Here is a 21,382-nt window from a genome sequence, read left to right on the forward strand (position 1 = left end):
GGCGCTCTTGTTCGTCAGTTCCGGTCGAGTTCGTCACCTAGCGGTGACGAGCTCGACTCGGAGTGACGAACTCGAGCGCCAGCGGAGCGACGGCCGGGTCAGGACCGCCGGGTCAGGCGCCCGTCGTGCGGGCGTCCAGGTGGCCGAAGCGGTGGCGGGTGCGGGACACGGCCTGCTCGCGGACGACGGCGAGGAGCTCCCGACGTCCCGACGCCAGGACCGGCCTCGTGTCCACCTCGACCTGGCCGGCGAGCGGCGCGGCGGCGTCGGCGAGCCCGGGGGCGTCCCCGACGAGGCGGACCCGGCCCGTGACCTCGCCGTCGGCGACGCGTCGCGCGAAGGCCTCGTGGCTCTCCTCGGTGGCGGTGCTCACGGTGACGGGAACACCGGCCCGGTGGGCAGCGGCGAGCACCCGGTCGACGTGGTGCTGCGCGGCGCCGTCGCCGGCGCGCACCGTGAGGTGCGGCAGGGGGCGGTAGCGCAGCACGTTCGACTCGACGGTGAGGCCCGACGGGTCGTGCTCGACGGAGAAGTGGTCACGCCACCAGCGGCCGTCGTCGGCGCGCGCCCAGTCCAGCCACTCCTGAGGTGCGGTGTCCGCGGACGGCACCGCGGGCGAGTCCTCCCACACACCGAGCTGTGCGACGTAGTCGGGTCCGCCGGCCTTGGCGCCGGGGCCCACCACGGAGGCCTTCCACCCGCCGAACGGCTGGCGGCGGACGATGGCCCCCGTGATGTGGCGGTTGACGTACGCGTTGCCGACCTCGACCCGCTCGAGCCAGTGGTCGATCTCGTCCTCGTCGAGGGAGTGGATCCCGCCGGTGAGGCCGAACTCCACGGCGTTCTGCAGGGCGATGGCCTCGTCGAGGGTGTCGACGCGCATCACGCCGAGGACGGGTCCGAACACCTCGGTCATGTGGAAGAAGGACCCGGGGGCCACCCAGTACCGCACGCCGGGGGTCCACAGGTGGCCGTCGTCGGAGAGGCGTCGCGGCTCGACGAGCCACCGCTCCCCGGGCTCCAGCGTCGTGAGGGCGCGCAGCAGCTTCCCGGACGCAGCCTCCGTGAGGGGTCCCATGGTCGTCGAGAGGCTCGTGCCGTACCCGACCCGGAGGGTGGAGACCGCGTCGGCGAGCTGGCGGCGCAGGCGGTCGGACCGCCCGGCGGACCCGACGAGGATGAGCAACGACGCCGCGGAGCACTTCTGCCCGGCGTGACCGAACGCGGACCGCACGACGTCGGCGACCGCGAGGTCCACGTCCGCGGACGGCGTGACGACGAGCGCGTTCTTCCCGGACGTCTCGGCGAGGACCTCGAGGTCGGACCGCCACGACGTGAAGCGCCGGGCCGTCTCGATGGCGCCGGTGAGGATGACGCGGGTCACGTCGGGGTGGGTGACGAGGCGCTGCCCGACGTCGCCCTCGTCGGAGAGCACCACCTGCGCGACGTCGCGGTCGATGCCGTGGTCGTCGAGGGCGCGGTGCACGGCGGCCATGCCGACGCGCGCGCAGCGGGGCGTGACGTGCGACGGCTTGATGATCACCGGTGACCCTGCGGCGAGCGCCCCGAGGACGGACCCGAGGGGGATCGCCACGGGGAAGTTCCACGGTGGGGTGACGACGGTGACGCCGTGGGGGTGGAACACGGCGCCGGGGTCGGCGTCGGGGTGCTCAGGGTCCAGGCGCAGGGACTGCTCCGCGTACCAGCGGGCGAAGTCGACGGCCTCGGACACCTCGGGGTCGGACTCGCCGACGGTCTTGCCGGCCTCGTGGACCATGGTGGCGACGAGGTCGCCGCGGGCGGCCTCGAGGTGGTCGGCGACCGAGCGCAGGACGGCGGCGCGGGTGGCGACGGGGGTCTCGGCCCATGTGCTCGTCTGCGCGACGGCCCGGGCGACGGCCGCGTCGGCGTCGTCGGCGGTGCTCAGCGTCGTCACCGGGGGGAGCTCGGCGAGGAGGCGCTCGTCGGTCACGGGGTCGATGAGCCCGAGCGCCCAGCGGCGGGACTCGGCGACGGCCGCGTCGGTGTCCGGCGCGTTGTCGAACGGCGCGACGTCCCCGCCCGCCCCGCCCGCGGCGGCGGTGGCGTCGTCTGCTTGCGTGGCGCGCCTGCGCGGCTCGGTGGACACCGTCGCGGCGGCGCGCACGGACTCCCGGTACGCGGCCTCCTGCCGGTCGATGGCGCTGTCGCCCCCGGCGAAGGCCGCGTGGAGGAAGTTCTGCTCGGCGGCGTTCTCCTCGAGGCGGCGCACCAGGTAGGACACGGCGACGTCGAAGTCCTCCTGGGCGACGGCCGGGGTGTAGAGCAGGACACGACCCACGGTGTCGCGGACGGCACGCGCCTGGGCGGGGGCCATGCCCTGGAGCATCTCGATGTCGAGGGCCTCCTCGACGCCGCGCGACGCGGCGAGGAGGTGGGCGTGGGCGACGTGGAAGAGGTTGTGGCTGGCGACCCCGACGCGCACGGCGCGCGTCCGCTCTGGGGCGAGCGCCCGGTCGACGAGGCGCACGTAGTTCGCGTCGACGTCCGCCTTGGTCGTGTAGGGGGCCTGGGCCCAGCCGTGGAGCTCGGCCTCGACCCGCTCCATGGCGAGGTTGGCGCCCTTGACGAGGCGGACCTTCACCGGTGCGCCACCGGCATCGACGCGCCGGGTCGCCGCCGCGGTCACGGCGTCGAGCCCGGCGCCCGCGTCGGGCAGGTAGGCCTGGAGGACGATGCCCATCTCGAGGTCGGCGAGCTCGGGGTCGGCGAGGAGCTCCTCGAACACGCGGACCGTGAGGTCGAGGTCGCGGTACTCCTCCATGTCGAGGTTGATGAACGTGCCGTTGTCGCGGGCCGTGAGGTACAGGGGGCGCAGACGGTCGAGGACGCGGCGGACGCTGCCCTCGGTGTCCCACGTGGACAGCTGGCTCACCACGGCGGACGTCTTCACGGACACGTAGTCGACGTCCGGCCGGCGCACGAGGTCGAGGACGCGCTCGGTGCGGCTCACGGCCTCGCGCTCGCCGAGCACGGCCTCCCCGAGGAGGTTGACGTTGAGGCGGAACCCGTCGGCGCGGGTGCGGGCGAGGTGACGCCCGAGGCCGGGACCCGCGTCGGCGACGAGGTGCCCCACGAGCTGGCGGAGCCGCGTGCGGGCGGCGGGGACGACGACGTGCGGCATGAGCGGCGCGAGGCGTGCGCCGAGGACGAGGAGCGCCCGGTCGGCCGGGCCGAGGAAGCTGGCGGACCCGGCGACGTCGGCGAGCCGCCCGAGCTCGCGCGCCGCGACGTGGACGTCGTCCGGACGGGCGACCCGGTCGACGAACGCGACGGCGAGCTCGAGGCCGGCGGGGTCGGAGACGAGCTGCCCGAGACGGTCGGCGGCCCGGCGTTCTGCGCCGCTCCCACCTCCCGCCGTGGCCGCCATCCAGTGCTGCGCCAGCTCGACGGCGGAGTCCGTGAGCATGTCGGCGGGGGGTGTGCCGACGGGAGGTGGTGTGCGTGTCATAGGACGATCTTGAGGCCCGTGTGCCCGCTTGTCATCGTCTCAGCCGGGAGACACCTGCTCGAGCATCGTCGGGAGGGTGGTCACCGGCGCCGCGAACGCGGTGTGCTGGGTGTCGAACTGGACGAGCTCGACCCCTGCCTCGCCCAGGGCGGAGAGCCACTCGACGGCCGCCCCGACGGGCACCGCGAGGAGCCGCTCGGGGTTGTCGAGCCCGCGCGCGGTCGCGAACTCCGCGGCCCGGTCGGGTGCCGTGAACGCGAGCACGGTGGGCCCGTGGTCGGTCTTCACCGCGAGCGGCTTCACGGAGTCGCCCTCGCCGCTGGGCACGAAGTACCAGCGCTCGAGGGAGAGCACCGCGTGCCACAGCGGGCCCTGGGCGGCGGCCTCGGTGGGGCGCTCGCGGGCTGCTGCGGCGAGCGCGTCGATGGTCGGGGCGTCGTCGAGGACGAGGGTGTCCCCGGCGAGTGCCGGGATGTCGGCGGCGCCACCGCCTCCTCCACCACCGACGGCGCCCTGGCCGCCGCGGGCGGCGCGTCGGGCCCGGTCGAGGTTCTCGGCGAGGGTGCGCACCACCTGGGGCGGGGCGCCGAAGGGTGCGTCCTGCGGGTTGAACACGAGGACCTCGATGCCGGACGACGACAGCTGCTCGGCGGCCGAGAGCATCTCCCGCGGCGGTGAGGAGAAGACGCGCTCGGCGCCACCGTGCCCGTCCTCCGCGAAGGCGGTGGCGCGCGCCTCGTCGGTGAAGACGGGGATGGCGAGCTTGTCGTCGACCTTGACGGCCGCCGGTCGCAGCTGCTCGGAACCGTCACGGACGAAGTACCAGGACTCGAGGAGCAGGACGCGGCGCCACAGCGCCGACCACCTCGCTCCGGACTCGGGTTCCTCGGTGGCGGTGACGGCCTTGCGTGCGAGGGAGTCGATGACGGCGGGTTCGGTGGGTGCCACGGGCCTCAGCTCTCGTCGGTGGTGGTCGCGGGCTTGGCGAGCCCGCTCGCGATGAGTGTCATGACCGACGAGTCTGCCAGGGTCGTGGCGTCCCCGACGGCTCGGTTCTCCGCGACGTCGCGCAGGAGGCGTCGCATGATCTTCCCGGAGCGGGTCTTGGGGAGCTCGGGGACCACGAGGATGGTCCGGGGCTTGGCGATGGGCCCGATCTCCTTGGACACGTGGGTGCGGAGCGTCTCCTGGACCTCGTCCTGCACGGCGCCCTCGGCGAACTCGGAGCGCAGGATGACGAACGCGACGACGGCCTGGCCGGTGGTCTCGTCGGTGGCGCCGACGACGGCGGCCTCGGCGACCATGGGGTGGGAGACGAGCGCGGACTCGATCTCGGTGGTGGACAGGCGGTGCCCGGAGACGTTCATGACGTCGTCCACGCGGCCGAGGAGCCAGATGTCGCCGTCCTCGTCCTTCTTGGCACCGTCGCCGGCGAAGTAGACGTCGCGGAACCGGGACCAGTAGGTGTCCTTGAACCGGTCGAGGTCGCCCCAGATGCCGCGGAGCATGGCGGGCCACGGCTCGGTGACCACGAGGTAGCCGCCACCGCCGTCGGGGACGGGGCGGGCCTCGTCGTCGACGACGTCGGCGGCGATGCCGGGCAGGGGGGTCTGCGCGGAGCCGGGCTTGGCGGCGGTGACCCCGGGCAGGGGGGAGATCATGATGGCGCCGGTCTCGGTCTGCCACCAGGTGTCGACGACGGGGGCGGTGTCTCCGCCGATGACCCGGCGGTACCACATCCAGGCCTCGGGGTTGATGGGTTCGCCGACCGACCCGAGGAGGCGCAGGGACGACAGGTCGAAGCCCCCGGGGATCTCCTGGCCCCACTTCATGCACGTGCGGATGGCCGTGGGTGCGGTGTAGAGGATGGACACCTTGTACTTCTCGACGATCTCCCACCAGCGTCCCTTGTGGGGGGTGTCGGGCGTGCCCTCGTAGATGACCTGGGTGGCTCCGTTGAGCAGGGGCCCGTACGTGACGTACGTGTGCCCGGTGACCCACCCGATGTCGGCCGTGCACCAGTAGACGTCGGTCTCGGGCTTGAGGTCGAAGACGTTGAGGTGGGTGTACGCGGCCTGCGTGAGGTAGCCGCCGGTGGTGTGGAGGATGCCCTTGGGCTTTCCGGTGGTGCCGGACGTGTAGAGGATGAACAGGGGGTGCTCGGCCTCGACCCACACGGGGGTGTGCTCGACGTCGGCGACCTCGACGGCCTCGTGCCACCAGACGTCGCGGCCCTCGGCCCAGTCGACGTCCTGCCCGGTGCGCCGCACGACGAGGACGTGCTCGACGCTCGTGGCGGGCTGCCCCTCCCGCTCGGCGATCGCCTCGTCGACGGCGGGCTTGAGCGCGGACGCGGCACCCTTGCGGTACCCACCGTCGGCGGTGATCACCACCTTCGCGTCGGCGTCGGCGATGCGGCTGCGCAGCGCGTCGGCGGAGAACCCGCCGAAGACGACGGAGTGGGGGGCGCCGATGCGCGCGCACGCGAGCATGGCGACGACGGACTCGACGAGGAGCGGCATGTAGATCACGACGCGGTCGCCCGCCTCGACGCCGAGGGCGGCCAGGGCGTTGGCGGCGCGGGAGACCTCGCGCAGGAGGTCGGAGTAGGTGATGGTGCGGGTGTCCCCGGGCTCGCCCTCGAAGTGGATGGCGACGCGGTCGCCGTGCCCGGCGGCGACGTGCCGGTCGACGGCGTTGTAGGCGGCGTTGAGGGTCCCGTCGGCGAACCAGCGGGCGACGGGGGCACCGGACCAGTCGAGGGTCTCGGTGAACGGGGTCTTCCAGGTGACGAGCTCGCGGGCCTGGTCGGCCCAGAAGGCGACCCGGTCCGTGGCGGCGGTGTCGTAGAGGTCGGCGGACGCGTTGGCCTGTGCCGCGAACTCCGGGCTGGGCGGGAAGGCCCGCTTCTCGTGGAGCAGGTTCTCGAGACCCTGGGACTGCTTGTCCTCTGGCACAGCTACCTCCGGCGCATCGACTCTGGTGCGAAAGGGACGTTTGCCCCTGGTGCGAGTCTATCGGGGGCACCGGCGCGCACGCCGGACGTGACCACGGGCAGGGGAGCGCCGAGGCCGCCTCACAGGGGTGGAGACGGCCTCGGCGGGTCTGGGACGTGCCTGCCGCCCGGACCGGACTCGGGCGGCAGGCACGGGATCAGCGGGCGGAGCAGCTCACCGCGGGGGCCGACGCGGGCGCCGCGCCGGAGCCGATGAAGCCGACGGTGGCCGTGCCGCCGGGAGCGACGGAGCCGTTCCAGGCCTCGTTGGTCACGGTGACGGTCGAGCCGGACGTCGTGGCCTGTCCGCCCCAGGCGTGGGAGACGGAGGTGCCGGACGGCAGGGTCCAGGTCACGGTCCAGCCGGTGAGGGCGTCGTCACCGGCGGTGACGCGCACCTCGCTCTGGAACCCGTTGCCCCAGGAGCCGAGCGTCGCGAACGTCGCGGTGCACTCGTCCGTGGGCGGGTCGGTGGGCTCGGGGTCGGTCGGCTCGTCGGTGGGGTCGGGCGTCGGCTCCGGGTCGGTCGGCTCGTCCGTGGGGTCCGGGGTGGGGTCCGGGTCGCTGCCGCCCCCGAAGATCGCCGCGGTCTCGGAGGTCTCGGCGATGCCGTCGGGGCCGTTGAACAGGCGCTCGCCCCACGGGCTGAGGTTCTCGGGGTCGAACCCGACGGCGAGGTCGAGGTACTCGACACCACCACCGTTGCCGGACCAGGACCACCCGAGGTAGCCGATGCCGAGGCGGCGGGCCTCGGCGAGGATGGTGTCCTCGTCGACGTCGCCGTCGGAGTGGTAGTCCCCGAACTCCCCGACCATGATGGGCAGGCCCTGGGCGCGGAAGTCCTCGAGGTATGACGTCACCGTCGAGCCCTGGGCGTACACGCCGTACATGTGGACGGAGAAGACGGTGTCGCCCTGCGGGTCCGCTGCGTAGACCTCGGCGGCGTCGCGGCGCATGGTGCCGGACCAGTCCTGACCCCAGTTGGGGGCGTCGACGACGATGGTGTGCTCGAACCCGGCGTCGCGCAGACGGACGATGGCGTCGGAGGTCGCGTCGGCCCACCCGGCCACCGCGGCGGCGTCGTTGCCGATGGGCTCGTTGCCGATGTTCAGCAGCACGTAGTCCTCCTGGCCCTCGAGGGCGTCCTGGACGGAGATCCAGTAGTCGACGGCCTGGTCGAGGGTCGCGGCGCCCTCCTGGTCGCCGTAGCCCGTGGTGTCGTGGACCTCGAGGACGGAGATGAGGTCGGCGTCCTTGGCGAGCTGGATGACGTTCGCGACGTCGGCGGTGTCGTTGCGCTCCCAGCGGTCGCCGCTGGACAGGACGGTGCGCACGGAGTTGGCGCCGAGGGCGGAGATGTCCGCGAAGGACTGCGTCTGGTGGGTGTACCAGGTGTGGGCGTGGTTGACGCCACGAAGGACGAGCTCGGTCCCGTCGGCCTCGTAGAGGCGGCCGTCGTCGACGTGGATGCCGTCGTCCGCGGCCTGGGCGGTGCCGGCGAGCGGGACGAGCAGGGCCGCGGCGGCGAGGGCTGCCGCGAAGCCGGTGAAGCGGTGTCTGGCCTGCATGGTGGTGGGCTCCTCGTGGTGGGTCCTCCGGCACGTCGGTGTGCCTGCCCTGATGGTCTACCAGCGCCGTCGGGCCCCGAGCCACGGGTGAAACGTTTCGGTCCTTCCCCGCCGAGTGCGGGCGGCGCGCCGAAGAAAGTCAGCCGGCGGTGACGGGCGCGGGCGCCGCTGCGGGCGCGGGCTCCGCCGGCGCGGGTGCTGCGTCGGGTGTCGTGCCCGCGGTCGAGGTCGCGGCGCGGAGCGGTCCGGCGACCACGGCGTAGCCGAGCCCGACGACGACGGCCCCGCCGACGAGGTTCCCCAGTCCGACGACGAGCATGTTCCGGCCGAGCTCCGCCCACGACGTCTCGGGGAGGCCCCCGATGACCCCGAGCCCGAAGGTCGTCATGTTCGCGACGACGTGCTCGAAGCCGGAGGTGATGAACGCGAGGAGGCACCAGAAGATCACGACGAGGCGCGCGCCCTCGGACGTGAGGCGCACGGCGGACCACACGGCGAGGCAGACGAGGACGTTGCAGAGGATCGCCCGGAAGAACAGGGCGGTGGAGGACTCGCCACCCTTGGCCTCGAGCAGCGACGCGATCATGGCGCCGCCGGGCGTCGCGGGCGCGACCACCCCGGAGAGGTGCACGACGCCGGCGAACGCGAAGGCCCCGAGGAGGTTCCCGGCGAAGCAGAAGAGCATGGTGCCGCCGGCCTGGCCCCACCCGATGCGTCGGGCGAGCGCGCCCTGGGTGAGCGTCATCATGTTCGACGTGACGAGCTCACCACCGGCGATGACGACGAGCGTCAGCGCGATGCCGAACACGAGCCCGGAGACGAGCCTCGCGGCGGGGGAGCCGGCGGCGAGGAAAGGGCCGGCGGCGCTCACCATGAGCACCACGGCGATGCCGATGTAGGCGCCGGCGAGCATCGACTGGACCGTGTACGCCACGGGGCGTCGGGTCGAGCGCACCTTGGCGACGGCGGTCTGCTGCTGGACGGCGAGAGCCTCGGGGATCGTGAGCACGGACCCAGCATCCTCCCGGCGTCGGGCGTGGTCCTGGGACCAACGGCCGGAATGGTCCGTGGCGGCCGGGCGTTGTCCCGGGCATGACGACACCCCTGCTCCTCTCCCCGATGACGCTCCGTGGTCTGACGATCCCCAACCGCGTCTGGCTCGCACCGATGTGCCAGTACTCGGCGGTCGACGGCGTCCCGGGCGACTGGCACCTCGTGAACCTCGGGGCACGCGCCCAGGGCGGGTTCGGGCTGCTCCTCACGGAGGCGGCCGCGGTGGTCCCGGAGGGGCGCATCTCGCCGCAGGACGCGGGTCTGTGGTCGGACGAGCAGACGCGGGCGTGGGCGCGCATCGTGGACTTCGTCCACGGGCAGGGCGCCCGCATCGGCACCCAGCTGGCGCACGCGGGCCGCAAGGCGTCGACGTTCCGTCCGTGGGAGCCGTACCAGGGCACCGTCCCGGAGGTCCAGGGAGGGTGGGCCACGGTCGGCCCGTCGGACGTGGCGTTCCCCGGGTACGCGGAGCCCCGGGAGATGACCCTCGACGAGGTGCGCGCTGTGCCGCAGCAGTTCGCGGACGCGGCGGTGCGTGCGCTGGAGGCGGGTTTCGACGTGGTCGAGGTGCACGCCGCCCACGGATACCTGCTCCACCAGTTCCTCACGCCGCTCGCCAACACGCGCACGGACGAGTACGGCGGCTCCCTGGAGAACCGGTCCCGCCTGCTCGTGGAGACCGTCGACGCCGTGCGCGCGGTGTGGCCCGCCGACAGGCCCCTCTTCGTGCGCGTGTCCGCGACGGACTGGCGCGAGGACGGCCTCCGGGTGGACGACGTCGCCCAGGTGGCCAAGGTGCTCGGTGAGCACGGCGTCGACCTCGTCGACGTCTCCTCCGGTGGCGCCGCGCCCGCGGAGATCACCGTCGGGCCCGGCTACCAGGTGTCCATGGCGCGGGACGTGCGCGAGGTGTCGGGCCTCCCGGTGAGCGCGGTCGGTCTCATCACCGACCCGCAGCAGGCGGAGCAGGTCCTCGCCGACGGTGCGGCCGACGCCGTGATGCTGGGCCGTGAGGCGCTGCGCGACCCGATGTGGCCGCTGCGCGCGGCCCACGCGCTCGGGGTGGACCGCTCGGACGCCCCGTGGCCGCCCCAGTACCAGCGCGCCGCCTGGCGCTGACCGGGCGGCGTCAGCCCTGCGCCTGGTCGGCGTCCCAGACGAGGCAGAAGGGGTGGCCCGCCGGGTCCGCGTAGATGCGGAACCTGGCGTCGGCGTCGCTCGGGTCCTTGGGGAGGGCAGCGGCGCCGAGCGCGAGCACCTGCGCCTCGGCGGCGTCGATGTCGTCGACGCGCAGGTCCAGGTGCGACTGCTGCGGACGGTCGGGGTCGTGCCAGCGTGGGGGCCGGTGGTCGGGTGCGTGCTGGAAGGACAGCGTCCACCCCTGACCGGAGTCGAGGTCGATCCAGGCCCCGTCCTGCCGGACGCGCTCGAAGCCGAGGAGCTGCTCGTAGAAGCGGGCGAGGGCCTCGGTGTCCGCGGCGTCGAGGACGAGGGACTCGAGTCTGGCGATCATGGTCCGATCCTCGACGGTGCCGGGTCCGGCCGCCACCGCACGGGCGAGCTGGTCGCCGGTGCGTTCCCCGGGCCTCAGGGCGTGTCGTCGGCGGGCTTCCCCGCCTCCTCGCGTGCGGCGGCCTCGACGGCCGCGGCGACGAGGGTGGTCACCTGGGGGTTGAACACCGACGGGATGATGTACGTCGGGTTGAGCTCGTCCTCGTGGACGGCCGAGGCGAGGGCGTGCGCGGCGGCGAGGAGCAGCGTGTCCGTGACCTCGTGGGACTGGGCGTCGAGGAGCCCGCGGAACACCCCGGGGAACGCGAGGACGTTGTTGATCTGGTTGGCGAAGTCGCTGCGCCCGGTGCCGACGATCGCGGCGTGCTTCGCGGCCTCCACGGGGTCGACCTCGGGCCGGGGGTTGGCCATCGCGAAGACGATGGCGTCGTCGCCCATGCGGGCCACGTCGTCGCCGGTGATGACGTCGGGGGCGGAGACGCCGATGAAGACGTCCGCGCCGACGACGGCGTCCTTGAGGGTGCCGGTGAGCCCGCGCGGGTTGGTGTGCTCCGCGATCCACCGCAGCGACGGGTCCAGGCCCTCGCGGTCGACGCTCACGACGCCCGCGATGTCGGCGACCACGACGTCGTGGGCCCCGGCGGCGAGCAGCAGCTTGAGGACGGCCGTCCCGGCCGCGCCCGCCCCGGACAGGACGATGCGCACGGTGCCGATGTCCTTGCCGACGACCTTGAGGGCGTTCGTGAGGGCGGCGAGCGCCACGATGGCGGTGCCGTGCTGGTCGTCGTGGAACACGGGGATGTCCAGCTCGGCGCGCAGGCGGCGCTCGACCTCGAAGCAGCGGGGCGCGGAGATGTCCTCGAGGTTGATCCCGGCGAACACGGGGGCGATGGCCTTGACGGCGGCGACGATCTCGTCGACGTCCGTGGTGTCGAGGGCGATGGGGAAGGCGTCGATGTCGGCGAACCGCTTGAAGAGCGCGGCCTTGCCCTCCATGACCGGCAGGGACGCGAGGGGGCCGATGTCCCCGAGGCCGAGGACGGCGGTGCCGTCGGTGACGACGGCGATGGTGTTGCGCTTGATGGTGAGGCGGCGGGCGTCGTCGGGGTTGGCGGCGATGGCCTGGCAGACGCGCGCGACGCCCGGGGTGTAGATCATCGACAGGTCGTCGCGGTTGCGGATGGGGACCTTCGACTCGATCTGGAGCTTCCCGCCGAGGTGCAGGAGGAACGTCCGGTCGCTCACGGGGCCGACGTCGACGCCGGGCAGCGCGCGCAGGGCGTCGACGATGGTCCCGGCGTGCTCGTCGCCGCGGGTCGCGCAGGTGAGGTCCACGCGGATGCGCTCGTTGCCGGAGGCGGTGACGTCGAGGGCGGTGACGATGCCACCGGTCTGCTCGATGGCCGTGGTCAGCTCGCTCACCGCCGTGGGGCGGGCCTGCACCTCGAGGCGGACCGTGATGGACGACGACACGCTCGGTGCGGAGTTCATGGACACACCTTAACGGCGCCCCCGGGGGAGACGCCGTGAAGGTCAGCGGGGCGGGGTTATCAAGCGTGCAACGTCGTCGCTGCTACGGGACCAGCCCGGTCAGCGCGTCCTATGCGTGGATGGTTCGCGCGTGGGTTCCGCTCGCCCTGTGTGCTGTTGTGCTTCCCTTTCTACTCCTGTCCCGGCCCCGTGGGAAGGGGTGCATCGGGGTGATTCGTCAGGCTGCCCGGGAGCTGCGGCGCAGGGCGCGGACGGTGAGGACGGCGGCGACGCCCACCGCGACGGCGGCGACGCTGGTCAGGACCGACGCGCGGGGTGACAGGCCTCGTCGGAGGGTCACGGGACGCTCGAAGGTGAGGACGCCCCAGCCCTTCTCGGCGGCGGCGCGGCGCATGGTGCGGTCCGGGTTGACGGCGAACCCGTGGCCGACGACCTCGAGCATGGGGGCGTCGGTGATGGAGTCGGAGTACGCGTAGGACCCGGCGAGGTCGTAACCGCGCTCCTCGGCGAGCTCGAGGATGGCGGTGGCCTTGTGCGGGCCGTACGCGTAGAAGTCCATGTGGCCGGTGTACCGGCCGTCCTCGACCTGCATGCGGGACGCGATGGAGTGGTCCGCGCCGAGGACCGCGGCGATGGGTTCGACGAGCTCGACGCCCGACGCGGACACGATGACGACGTCGCGGCCCGCGGCGTGGTGGGACGCGATGAGGTCCACGGCCTCGGCGTACACGTACGGGTCGATGTACTCGTGGAGGGTCTCGGCGACGATGGTGGACACCTGGTCCACGGGCCACCCGGCGACCATGTTCGACAGGTGGGCGCGCATGCGTTCGGTCTGGTCCTCGTCGGCGTTGCCCACCATGTAGAGGAAGTGGGCGTAGGCGCTGCGCAGCACGCTGGCCCTGGTGAGGAGGCCGCCGGCGTAGAACGGCTTGGAGAAGGCGGCGGCGGACGAGGTCGCGATGATCGTCTTGTCGAGGTCGAAGAACGCGGCGGTGGGCCGCGACCCGTGGGCGGGGTTCTCGGTGTCGAGGGTCACGGGGTGAGCCTATCGGTCGTGGTCGTCGTGGTGGTGGGAGGTTCGTCGTCCCCCACAGGCGGGGCGTGCTGCGCGCGGTGCACAGGAGCGTGTCCTCGGGCACGCGTCACCGGGCTCCGTCGGCAGCCTGACCGGGTGGACGAGAGACGCGGACGAGGACAGTGGCGCGACGGCACCGGGCGTGGGCGGACCGCGCCCGAGGGCGCGGCGCGGAGCGGCCCGCACCTGGGCGTGGTCGGTGCGTGCGGTGGGGCGGGCGCGTCCGTGCTCGCGGCCGCTCTCGCGCGTGTCGCCGCCCGGGCCGACGATCGTGCGCTGCTCGTCGACGGCGACGCCCGGGGTGGCGGGCTCGACGTCCTCCTCGGCATCGAGGACGACCCCGGCCTGCGGTGGCCGGACCTCCACGCCGCGCGCGGCGAGGTCTCCGCCGAGGACGTCGTCCCCCTGCTCCCCGCCTGGCACGGGGTCCGCGTGCTCAGCGCCGACCGCACCCGACCCTGGGCCCTTACCCCCGACGTCCCCACGGACGTCCTGCGAGCCCTGCAGCGCACCGGCGACGTCGTCGTCCACGACCTGCGGGCACCCGACCTCGCCGCGTGGGCCGACCGCTGCACCGCCGTGGTCGTCGTCGCCCGCTGCGACCTCACCTCCGTCGCCGGGGCCGTCGCCCTGCGCGACGCCCTGGGGGCCACACCCGCGGGCCTCGTGGTCCGCGGACCCGCACCCGGCAGGCTCGGTGCCCACGACGTCGCCGACGCCACCGGCCTCCCGCTCTGGGGCGAGGTCCGGCGCGACCGGGCCCTCCCCGGTGCCGTCGAGCGCGGCGAGGGACCACCCGTGCGGGCCCGCCGCGGGGCCGGCGGCGACCTGCGTCGCACCGCCGTCGCGCTCCTCACCCACGCGCGCGCCTTCGCCGCACGCGCCCCGGTGGCCCCGTGAACGACGACCTCCTGCGCACCGTCCGCGCCCACCTCGCGCGCACCGGCGGTCGTCCCACCCCCGACGACGTCGTCACGGCTCTGCGCGCCAGCGGCGTCGTCCTCGGCACCCTCGCCCTCGAGGAGATGGTCCGCGAGGTGCGCGCCGAGCTCCTCGGCGCAGGCCCCCTCCAGCACCTCCTCGACGACCCCGACGTCACCGACGTCCTCGTGAACTCACCCCACGACGTCTGGGTGGACCGCGGGCGCGGCCTCGAACGCACCGACCTCGACCTCGGGACGCCCGGCGCGGTCCGCGAGCTCGCCGTCCGCCTCGCCGCCGCGGGCGGGCAACGCCTCGACGACGCCAGCCCCACGGTCGACGCCCGCCTCGCCGACGGCACCCGCCTCCACGCCCTCCTCGCACCCCTGTGCGCCACCGGTGCCGTGATCTCCCTGCGCACCGTCCGCGCCCGCGCCTTCACCCTCGACGACCTCGTGACCCGCTGGATGATCCCGCCCACCTGGGAACCCGTCCTGCGCGCCCTCGTCGACGAACGCGCCAGCTTCCTCGTCACCGGCGCCACCGGCACCGGGAAGACCACCCTCCTCGCCACGCTCCTGTCCCTCGTCGACCCCGCTGAGCGCATCGTCACCATCGAGGAAGCCCACGAGCTCACCCCGCACCACCCGCACGTCGTGGCCCTCGCCGCACGCCACGCCAACGTCGAGGGCAGCGGCACCGTCACCCTGAGCGACCTCGTCCGCAACGCCCTGCGCATGCGCCCCGACCGCATCGTCCTCGGCGAGTGCCGCGGGCCCGAGGTCCGCGACGTCCTCACCGCACTGAACACCGGGCACTCCGGCGGGTGCGCCACCCTCCACGCCAACACCGCCGCCGACGTCCCCGCCCGCCTCGAGGCGCTCGGCGCGCTCGCGGGCATGACCCGGGAGAGCCTCGCCGCGCAGGCCCTCTCGGCGCTCGACGCCGTGGTCCACCTGCGCCGCGAGGTCGCCGCCGACGGCACCCGGCGGCGGTTCGTCGGCGAGATCGCCGTGGTCCGTCGGGGTGCGGGCGACCGGTTCGTGGTCCGGCCGGCCCTCACCTGGAACGGGGTGGGCGCCCCGCAGGAGCACGACGAGTGGTCCGGGCTCGCCCACCGGCTGGGGTTCGCAGCGTGAGCGCGGCGCTCGGTACCGGGGCGCTCGTCGCCCTCGGGGTGGTCGCCGCGTCCCGCCCGCCCGGCAGGCCGTGGCACCACGTCGCCGGCCGCGCCACGCGCGGTGACCGGCTCCGCGCCGTCCTGCACCGGGTGCGCACCGACCTCCATCGTGACGACGCCGCCGACGGCCCGCCGCCCGCGGAGGTGATCGTCACCCACGTGGCCGCGCTGCTCCGCGGCGGGTTGCCGCCCGTCACCGCGTGGCAGGGCGTCGACGGGGTGCTCGTCGGGCCCGACGGCATCCCCGACACCGACAGCCTCGCCCGACGCATCGGCACCGCACACCCTCCCGGCCTGCGAGGTCTCCTCGCCCGCCTCACGGGCGCGGAGGCCGCACCGAGCGACGCAGCCCGGTCCCAGGCCGCGGCCGTCGTCGCCGCGTGCCGGCTCGCCGCCGACGTCGGGGCACCCCTCGCCACCGTCCTCGAGTCCGTGGTCGCGACGCTCGTGGCGGCCGCCGAGGCCTCGGCGGAGCGGGACGCTGCGCTCGCCGGTCCACGGACGACGGCACGCATCCTCCTGTGGTTGCCCGCGGTGGGCGTCGTGCTCGGCATGGCGCTCGGTGCGGATCCGCTGGGCCTGGTCCTCGCAGGCGGGCCCGGGGCGGTGGGCCCCGTCCTCGGTCTGGTGCTCCTCGCCGTGGGGCGCGCGTGGACGCGTCGACTGGTCGACGGCGCGCGGCGGGCGGGGGCGCCGGGATGACGCCGGTCGTGGCGGGGGTGGTGGTCGCGGTGCTCGTCGGTGTCGGCTGCGCGCCGTGGTCCGCCGGGCGGTCGCGGGCGTCGCGCGTCGGGGTGGGACGTGGTGCGCGGTCGCGGCGGGTGCGGGGCGGGCAGGGTGGCGCTGCGGGGGAGTCCGCGGTGGAACTCACGGTCGTCGTCGACCTCCTCGCCGCCGCGATCGGGGCCGGGGCCGCCCTGCCGAGGTCGGTCGCCTGCGCGGGGGATGCGCTCGGCGGGCCGGACGGGGCGGCGCTGCGGGGCGTGGGGTCTGCCCTGCTGCTCGGGACGGACTGGGACACGGCGTGGTCGGCCGCCCCCGCACGGTTCCGGCCCGTCGCCGACGCCCTGCGGACGGCGTGGACGCACGGCGCCGCGCCCCGGGACGCGCTGCGGCTCGCGGCGGCACAGGTCGCGCAGGACGCCCGGGCCCGCTCCCGGACGGCAGCGGCGCGGCTGGCGGTGCGGCTCGTCCTCCCCCTCGGGGCGTGCTTCCTGCCGGCCTTCGTCCTCGTGGGGCTCGTGCCCGTGCTCCTCGCCCTCGGCAGCGGGGTCCTCGGGGGATGACGGCTCTCGGTGACGGTGCGGGACGCGGTGACGGGTCCCGCGGCTGGTCGCCCACAGTCTCGGGCGCCGTCCGACGGTCCACACCGGCCCGGTGGGCGGCGTCGGCGGCGGGGGCGCACGGGCCAGTCTCGACGCACCGCACCGACCTGGTGCGGGGGACGCGCACCGGCACGCCGGGCGTGGCCCGACACCCAGTGGAAGGACCAGCCATGAAAGCCCTCACCCGCACCATCCGGACCCGCGTCGAGGAGATCCGGGAGCGCCCCGACGCGGGCCTCGCGACCGCCGAGTACGCGATCGCGACCATCGCCGCCGTGGGCTTCGCGGGGCTCCTCATCACGGTCCTCAAGAGCGAGACCGTCCGCGGGCTCCTCACGAGCCTCATCACCTCGGCGCTGAGCGTCGCGTGACCGTGCGCGACGACCGTGAGCGGGGCGCGGTCACGGCCGAGCTCGCGGTCGCGCTGCCCGCGGTCGTCCTCGTGCTCGTGGCCGTCCTGCTCACGTGCGTCGCGGGCATCACGCAGATGCGCACGTCGGACGCCGCCCGGGCTGCGGCCCGGGCGGCCGCGGCCGGGGAGGACGACGCACAGGTGGTCGCCGTCGCCACGCACGTCGGCGGTGCCGAGGCCTCGGTGTCGGTATCGAGGGCGGACCCGTGGGTCACCGTGACCGTGGCGACGCCGGTCGCGGGTGGGTGGCTGGGTGGGTTCACGGCATCGGCGGAGTCGAGCGCGTGGCTGGAGTCCGCCGTCGCGGCCGAGGGCGTCCCGTGACCGGGTGGGTGCGGGACGACCGGGGGAGCGGCACGGTGCTCATGCTCGCCGTCGTGTGCGTCCTCGTGGTCCTCGCCGGCGCGGTCGCGCTCCTCGCCGGGTCCGCGAGCGCTCGCGGGGCGGCGCAGGCGGCCGCGGACCTCGCCGCCCTCGGAGCCGCCGGAGCGGACATGCACGCGAGCGGCGACCCGTGCGGCCGGGCGACCGAGGTGGCGCAGCGCAACAGGGCGACGGTCACCGCGTGCGTCGCCGAGGGCGACGGCATCTACACGATCACGACGACCGCACCCGCCCCGGCGGGCCGGAGCGCGACGGCGACCGCGAGGGCCGGGCCCGCGTCGGCTGCGGGATGATCAGGTGGCGGGCGCGTTCACGGCGGGCGGGACGGGATGGCCTCGAGGATTGCAGCTAGCCGCAAGGCGAACTCGTACAGGTAGACCGGTGTACGGCGCGTGCATTTTGTGATGATTTCGGTGGGTGCTCTGCGGGCTAGGTGATCGACACGACTCACTCGCTCTCTACAGTCGGTCGAATCGAGCGCGTGCGCGTGGTCGAGGACCACGACGACGATCTCGGCTCGCCTACCGCATCTGATGCTCGGGAGGTGGGAGAGGACAATGTGTGCTCTTGACAGACCGCGCTCGGCTGCAACCTCACCGAGAACCTGTTCATCCGGTGTCCGAAGAATAGGTTTCAGCGCGTCTCCTCTGAGCCGGTGCGCACGTCGCTATCGACCTGCCCCTTCAGGGCGCGGAGTTCCCGGTCCTCGGCTTCATGCCCGGGTTTGCCTACGGTCTCGAAGGGGTTCTCCGGCAGCGCAAACGCGTACGCCGCGTTGCTGAGCTTCTTGCCCTTCGTCCCTTCGCGGATGGACGCGACTATCCGCTCGGCTGTTACGGGGTCGAGGTTGCGCACGACCCGCCGCATGTTCTCGACTTGTTCCTCAGTTGCGGCCGGGACGTCGCGTTCGATCCCCAACCGGCGCTCGCCCTCGATGTGCTCGCCGAGGCGCAGCTGCCATCCGATCTGATGGACATGGCCGACTACCTCGCGCACGGCGTCGACGTCAGCCACGTCCTTAGGCGTGACTGGATCGCCCTCCGGCGAGACGTCAACGTAGAATCCCCGCTGCTTTAGCTGATTGTGGTCGCGTTGCCACTCTTCGATCGCGCCGAGGACGCGAGCGTTCTCTTCGGGATCAGACGGCTCCACGCCGAACCAATACTCCTCTGCCACCAGGAAGCGATGCACCGCCTCGAGTTTCAGGCCGTGGTTGCCCCAGACCTTCTCGAGCCGCTCATCGATGAAGGGCTCGCCCTCGGTCGCGTAGGCCATGCGGACGCGGCGCTCGTGTAGTGCGATCGCCTTACCCGACTCCTCCATGCCGAGGATCGCCAGCGACCGCGCCAGCGGTGCACTGTCGCCCTCAAGCATCGCCACCGCCGCTTGGAGCAGACGGTCGGCGTTGGCGAGCAGAGCGTCCTGCAGCGCGGTGACCTGGCTGGGCGTGAGGTCGTGGGGGAGGTGCTGTCGGCGAGGCATGGGCTCAGTCTCGCCCCTCGCTCCGACAGCGGCCTAGCGGAGTTTGCGGAGCCAGTTCAAGATGTCACGTGCGTCGTTAGTCGAGGTGCTCGACCCTCCGCTCTGGCCGTCGTCGTCCGTATGCGACGAGTCCGTCCTGATGCCGAGATCGTCGGGAAACGTTTGCGTGACGGCCACCTCGCGTCTGCACTTCCCACCGGAGTTCCTGCTGGCGTAGTTGCTGGTCCGCGGCTCGGTCTGCCCGGTAGCCGTCGAAATTTCTCACGGGGTCGGTCAATTGCAACGCCTCTTCGTCCGTGAGGCGTGCGCCGGATACCTCCAGGTGCTCGCCAATGCGCTCCTGGAGCCGCTTCTTCTCGTCCCGATCTATGTCTCTCCCCGCGTCCTGACCGGCCGCGAGAGCAGGGCGGGAACGCAGCCCGACGGTCCTCAAGAGCGAGACCGTCCGCGGGCTCCTCACTGGCCCTATCACCTCGGCGCTGTGCTTCGCGTGACGGTGCGCGACGACCGTGAGCGTGGTGCGGCGGTCGCAGCCGAACGTGCGGTCGCGCTGCCCGCGTCGTTCTCCTGCTCGTGGCCGTCCTGCCTACGCGCGTCGCGGAGAACTCGCAGATGCGCACGTCCGCCGTCGCCCGAGCTACGGCCCCAGCGGCTGCGGCGGGGGATGACGACGCGGCAGGCGGGACCGCGACGGCGACCGCGAGGGCCGGGCCCGCGTCGCGTGCGGTGTCCGAGACGCCTGACCGCCGCGGCTGAAGCCGCCACGCGTCAGCACAGGCGGGCAACCATGGTGAGATTCCGAGGCCAACGAGGAGCGCGCGATGCTTCAAGGTAGCCACGGCTAAGAGGGCGCGACGACGGCCCGTCGATGCGGTTCGTTGTGTCGCGAGACGAAAGCAATCAAGTTGTAGACATATCATTGCCGGGCGAGCCTCGGGTGTGTTGAGGAGTCCGTAGTGCATCTCTTGGTGGAACGCGGATGACAACATGCAGTGCTGCGAAGCTTGGACGAGTAGGCGCCGAGACGGCCGTCTTGCACTCGGTCATGTCAATAACGTCGGTGGCTCAAGACAACATGAGGGCAGTGCGCAATGAAAGCGAGGTGTCACGATTGATGGCAACAGGATATGAGCGGTACCGCAAGCATGCAGTCTGGGACACGCTGAGGCTGAAGCGAGAGTCCCTCAACGCCGCCCGCTACGACGACGCCGCATCTGAGCAAGCCCGAGCGGACATTATCGAGTGGCTCGACGAGGCCCTCAAGACCAAGGTCACTCAACAGCCTACGCTCTACCTCAGCTCGCTCGACTACCTCAGCGAGGCATTGAACCAGTTGCCTATCGAGACGGCTCAGTTCCGGCAGTTTGTTGCGAACCGGCGGCATGTCGGTCACGCGTTCCAGGTTCTGGAGCAAGCACTGCGTGGCCTTCCTCTTCCACCGCCGCGAGACCTGAAGGCCGCATATGTCCATCAGCTCGATCAAGAAGTTGAGGCCCGAACTGCGCTACTTGGACAGCTTGAAGAGCGCGTGCGGGATACCGAAGGGTCTCTCCAGCAGCGCTTGGACGAACTGCACACGATCTCCGGGAAGGTGGCCGAGCTGCGAGGCGAGATCCAGGCTCAACGGGAGGTGATCAACGAGGTCAGTGCATCGGCCGAAACCGCTATGCGGTCGGCATGGAATGAATCGCTCGAGGACTGGAAGCAGGAGCGTAGGAAGACCGATGCTGCGCACGACGCCGAGGCACTCGAGAACATTGCGACGCTTGCAGCGGTGACGAAGGCGGGCGAGGTGCTCGCGGAGCACGCTGCGGGTGATCTGAGCGCGACTGACTGGTACGGCCGAGCCAAGCGCGAGCGCCGGGCTGCGCAATGGATTCGATTCGGCGCAGCGGCTGCGTTTGTTTTTGCCGGGGCTATCGGCTACTTTATTGTTAGGGAGGCAATCGCTAACAACTTCGAGATATCGGTTGGGGGAGGCGTTCTTCGCGCTTCCGTAGCCGTCGTGATCGGCGCATTCGGAGCGCTCCTGCTCCGCGAGTCAAGTCGACATTTCCGCGAGGCGGACACCGCGGAGGACGTCGCGCTATCGCTGAGAGCATTGGCTCCGTTCTACGCAAACTCTGACGACGAAGTACGGCTTGATGCGCGGGTGCAGGTAGGGAATGCAGTTCTGGTTAAGAACCTCCTGTCGAGATTCTCGCACCGGGACGCCGCAAAACACGCCAGCGATGTCAGCAGCGCTGAACCTCGAGATCTCGTTAACGAGGCGACAGAAGCTCTGGGTTTGTCGAGCGGCAGGCCATCGAGCCCATGAGATTCCGTGTAAACTTGCGGCGTTTTTCAGATCATTTCCTCCCTTCGAGGGATGGAATTCATCCGGAGAGGGCACGGTTGCGGCGCTGGCGCTGAAGCGGTCGTCCGCGGCGGTGGTGAAGGCCCGCTGGTGATCAGGTGTTGCGACATGCGTACGTGAAGGAGCGAGTGCGCC

At 72.7% G+C, this 21,382-nt stretch carries 18 protein-coding genes; 9 read left to right on the plus strand and 9 right to left on the minus strand.

All coding sequences use genetic code 11. The features are described from left to right. Positions 1–112: 112 nt before the first annotated feature. The 5 genes from JAV76_RS13165 to JAV76_RS13185 all read right to left on the minus strand — a co-directional run bounded on the left by JAV76_RS13165 (position 113) and on the right by JAV76_RS13185 (position 9,062). Complete coding sequence (locus JAV76_RS13165) at positions 113–3,490, minus strand: proline dehydrogenase family protein (RefSeq protein ID WP_198734533.1); 3,378 nt, start codon at positions 3,488–3,490, stop codon at positions 113–115. Positions 3,491–3,529: 39 nt separating this feature from the next. Beyond that, positions 3,530–4,438, minus strand: a complete 909-nt coding sequence (locus tag JAV76_RS13170) for an SseB family protein (protein ID WP_198734534.1) — start codon at positions 4,436–4,438, stop codon at positions 3,530–3,532. Between the two features lie 5 nt (positions 4,439–4,443). Then, entirely contained in the window at positions 4,444–6,447 is a 2,004-nt protein-coding gene (gene acs / locus JAV76_RS13175) for an acetate--CoA ligase (protein WP_198734535.1), read from the minus strand. Between the two features lie 196 nt (positions 6,448–6,643). Further along, a complete protein-coding gene (locus tag JAV76_RS13180; RefSeq protein WP_198734536.1) occupies positions 6,644–8,053 on the minus strand; it encodes a cellulase family glycosylhydrolase in 1,410 nt (469 codons plus the stop codon). 139 nt (positions 8,054–8,192) lie between these two features. Beyond that, complete coding sequence (locus JAV76_RS13185; RefSeq protein ID WP_198734537.1) at positions 8,193–9,062, minus strand: formate/nitrite transporter family protein; 870 nt, start codon at positions 9,060–9,062, stop codon at positions 8,193–8,195. A gap of 83 nt (positions 9,063–9,145) precedes the next feature. Here JAV76_RS13185 and JAV76_RS13190 point away from each other — a divergent pair, with 83 nt between their 5' ends. Further along, on the plus strand, positions 9,146–10,225 hold the full coding sequence (locus tag JAV76_RS13190; protein WP_198734538.1) for an NADH:flavin oxidoreductase/NADH oxidase: 1,080 nt from the start codon (positions 9,146–9,148) through the stop codon (positions 10,223–10,225). Between the two features lie 10 nt (positions 10,226–10,235). On the opposite strand, the gene JAV76_RS13195 is transcribed toward JAV76_RS13190, so the two are convergent. The 3 genes from JAV76_RS13195 to JAV76_RS13205 all read right to left on the minus strand — a co-directional run bounded on the left by JAV76_RS13195 (position 10,236) and on the right by JAV76_RS13205 (position 13,148). Beyond that, positions 10,236–10,619 carry a VOC family protein gene (locus tag JAV76_RS13195; protein ID WP_198734539.1) on the minus strand — a complete coding sequence of 128 codons (384 nt, stop codon included), beginning with the start codon at positions 10,617–10,619 and terminating at the stop codon, positions 10,236–10,238. A gap of 74 nt (positions 10,620–10,693) precedes the next feature. Next, entirely contained in the window at positions 10,694–12,109 is a 1,416-nt protein-coding gene (locus tag JAV76_RS13200) for an NAD-dependent malic enzyme (protein ID WP_198734540.1), read from the minus strand. Between the two features lie 217 nt (positions 12,110–12,326). Next, positions 12,327–13,148 carry an HAD family hydrolase gene (locus JAV76_RS13205; RefSeq protein ID WP_198734541.1) on the minus strand — a complete coding sequence of 274 codons (822 nt, stop codon included), beginning with the start codon at positions 13,146–13,148 and terminating at the stop codon, positions 12,327–12,329. 135 nt (positions 13,149–13,283) lie between these two features. Here JAV76_RS13205 and ssd point away from each other — a divergent pair, with 135 nt between their 5' ends. The 7 genes from ssd (at position 13,284) to JAV76_RS13240 (ending at position 17,702) form a co-directional block, all read left to right on the plus strand. Continuing rightward, a complete protein-coding gene (gene ssd, locus JAV76_RS13210; RefSeq protein ID WP_198734542.1) occupies positions 13,284–14,087 on the plus strand; it encodes a septum site-determining protein Ssd in 804 nt (267 codons plus the stop codon). Continuing rightward, entirely contained in the window at positions 14,084–15,247 is a 1,164-nt protein-coding gene (locus JAV76_RS13215) for a TadA family conjugal transfer-associated ATPase (protein WP_198734543.1), read from the plus strand. Before ssd ends, JAV76_RS13215 begins: the two co-directional genes overlap by 4 nt. After that, complete coding sequence (locus JAV76_RS13220; protein ID WP_230402302.1) at positions 15,244–15,990, plus strand: type II secretion system F family protein; 747 nt, start codon at positions 15,244–15,246, stop codon at positions 15,988–15,990. Before JAV76_RS13215 ends, JAV76_RS13220 begins: the two co-directional genes overlap by 4 nt. Continuing rightward, positions 15,987–16,574: a type II secretion system F family protein gene (locus JAV76_RS13225; RefSeq protein WP_198734545.1), complete on the plus strand. Its 588-nt coding sequence runs from the start codon at positions 15,987–15,989 to the stop codon at positions 16,572–16,574. The genes JAV76_RS13220 and JAV76_RS13225 overlap by 4 nt, the downstream gene beginning before the upstream one ends. A 209-nt stretch (positions 16,575–16,783) precedes the next feature. Then, positions 16,784–16,984, plus strand: a complete 201-nt coding sequence (locus tag JAV76_RS13230; protein WP_198734546.1) for a DUF4244 domain-containing protein — start codon at positions 16,784–16,786, stop codon at positions 16,982–16,984. Beyond that, positions 16,981–17,349: a TadE family type IV pilus minor pilin gene (locus JAV76_RS13235; RefSeq protein ID WP_198734547.1), complete on the plus strand. Its 369-nt coding sequence runs from the start codon at positions 16,981–16,983 to the stop codon at positions 17,347–17,349. The genes JAV76_RS13230 and JAV76_RS13235 overlap by 4 nt, the downstream gene beginning before the upstream one ends. Then, on the plus strand, positions 17,346–17,702 hold the full coding sequence (locus tag JAV76_RS13240) for an Rv3654c family TadE-like protein (protein ID WP_307844235.1): 357 nt from the start codon (positions 17,346–17,348) through the stop codon (positions 17,700–17,702). Before JAV76_RS13235 ends, JAV76_RS13240 begins: the two co-directional genes overlap by 4 nt. 340 nt (positions 17,703–18,042) lie before the next feature. Here the strand turns inward: JAV76_RS13240 and JAV76_RS13245 are convergent, their stop codons facing one another. Then, positions 18,043–18,891 carry an AbiV family abortive infection protein gene (locus JAV76_RS13245; RefSeq protein ID WP_198734548.1) on the minus strand — a complete coding sequence of 283 codons (849 nt, stop codon included), beginning with the start codon at positions 18,889–18,891 and terminating at the stop codon, positions 18,043–18,045. Between the two features lie 1,114 nt (positions 18,892–20,005). Here JAV76_RS13245 and JAV76_RS13250 point away from each other — a divergent pair. Continuing rightward, a complete protein-coding gene (locus JAV76_RS13250) occupies positions 20,006–21,208 on the plus strand; it encodes a DUF6161 domain-containing protein (RefSeq protein ID WP_198734549.1) in 1,203 nt (400 codons plus the stop codon). Positions 21,209–21,382: the final 174 nt, after the last annotated feature.

Source organism: Sanguibacter suaedae, from assembly GCF_016342785.1.
Taxonomy (GTDB): Bacteria; Actinomycetota; Actinomycetes; order Actinomycetales; family Cellulomonadaceae; genus Sanguibacter; species Sanguibacter suaedae.

Coding starts and splice junctions, on each gene's coding strand:
- JAV76_RS13250 (WP_198734549.1), top strand. CDS start 20,006: ATGGCAACAGGATATGAGCGGTACCGCAAGCATGCAGTCTGGGACACG.
- JAV76_RS13165 (WP_198734533.1), bottom strand. CDS start 3,490: ATGACACGCACACCACCTCCCGTCGGCACACCCCCCGCCGACATGCTC.
- JAV76_RS13180 (WP_198734536.1), bottom strand. CDS start 8,053: ATGCAGGCCAGACACCGCTTCACCGGCTTCGCGGCAGCCCTCGCCGCC.
- JAV76_RS13195 (WP_198734539.1), bottom strand. CDS start 10,619: ATGATCGCCAGACTCGAGTCCCTCGTCCTCGACGCCGCGGACACCGAG.
- JAV76_RS13200 (WP_198734540.1), bottom strand. CDS start 12,109: ATGAACTCCGCACCGAGCGTGTCGTCGTCCATCACGGTCCGCCTCGAG.
- JAV76_RS13230 (WP_198734546.1), top strand. CDS start 16,784: ATGAAAGCCCTCACCCGCACCATCCGGACCCGCGTCGAGGAGATCCGG.
- JAV76_RS13190 (WP_198734538.1), top strand. CDS start 9,146: ATGACGACACCCCTGCTCCTCTCCCCGATGACGCTCCGTGGTCTGACG.
- JAV76_RS13225 (WP_198734545.1), top strand. CDS start 15,987: ATGACGCCGGTCGTGGCGGGGGTGGTGGTCGCGGTGCTCGTCGGTGTC.
- JAV76_RS13245 (WP_198734548.1), bottom strand. CDS start 18,891: ATGCCTCGCCGACAGCACCTCCCCCACGACCTCACGCCCAGCCAGGTC.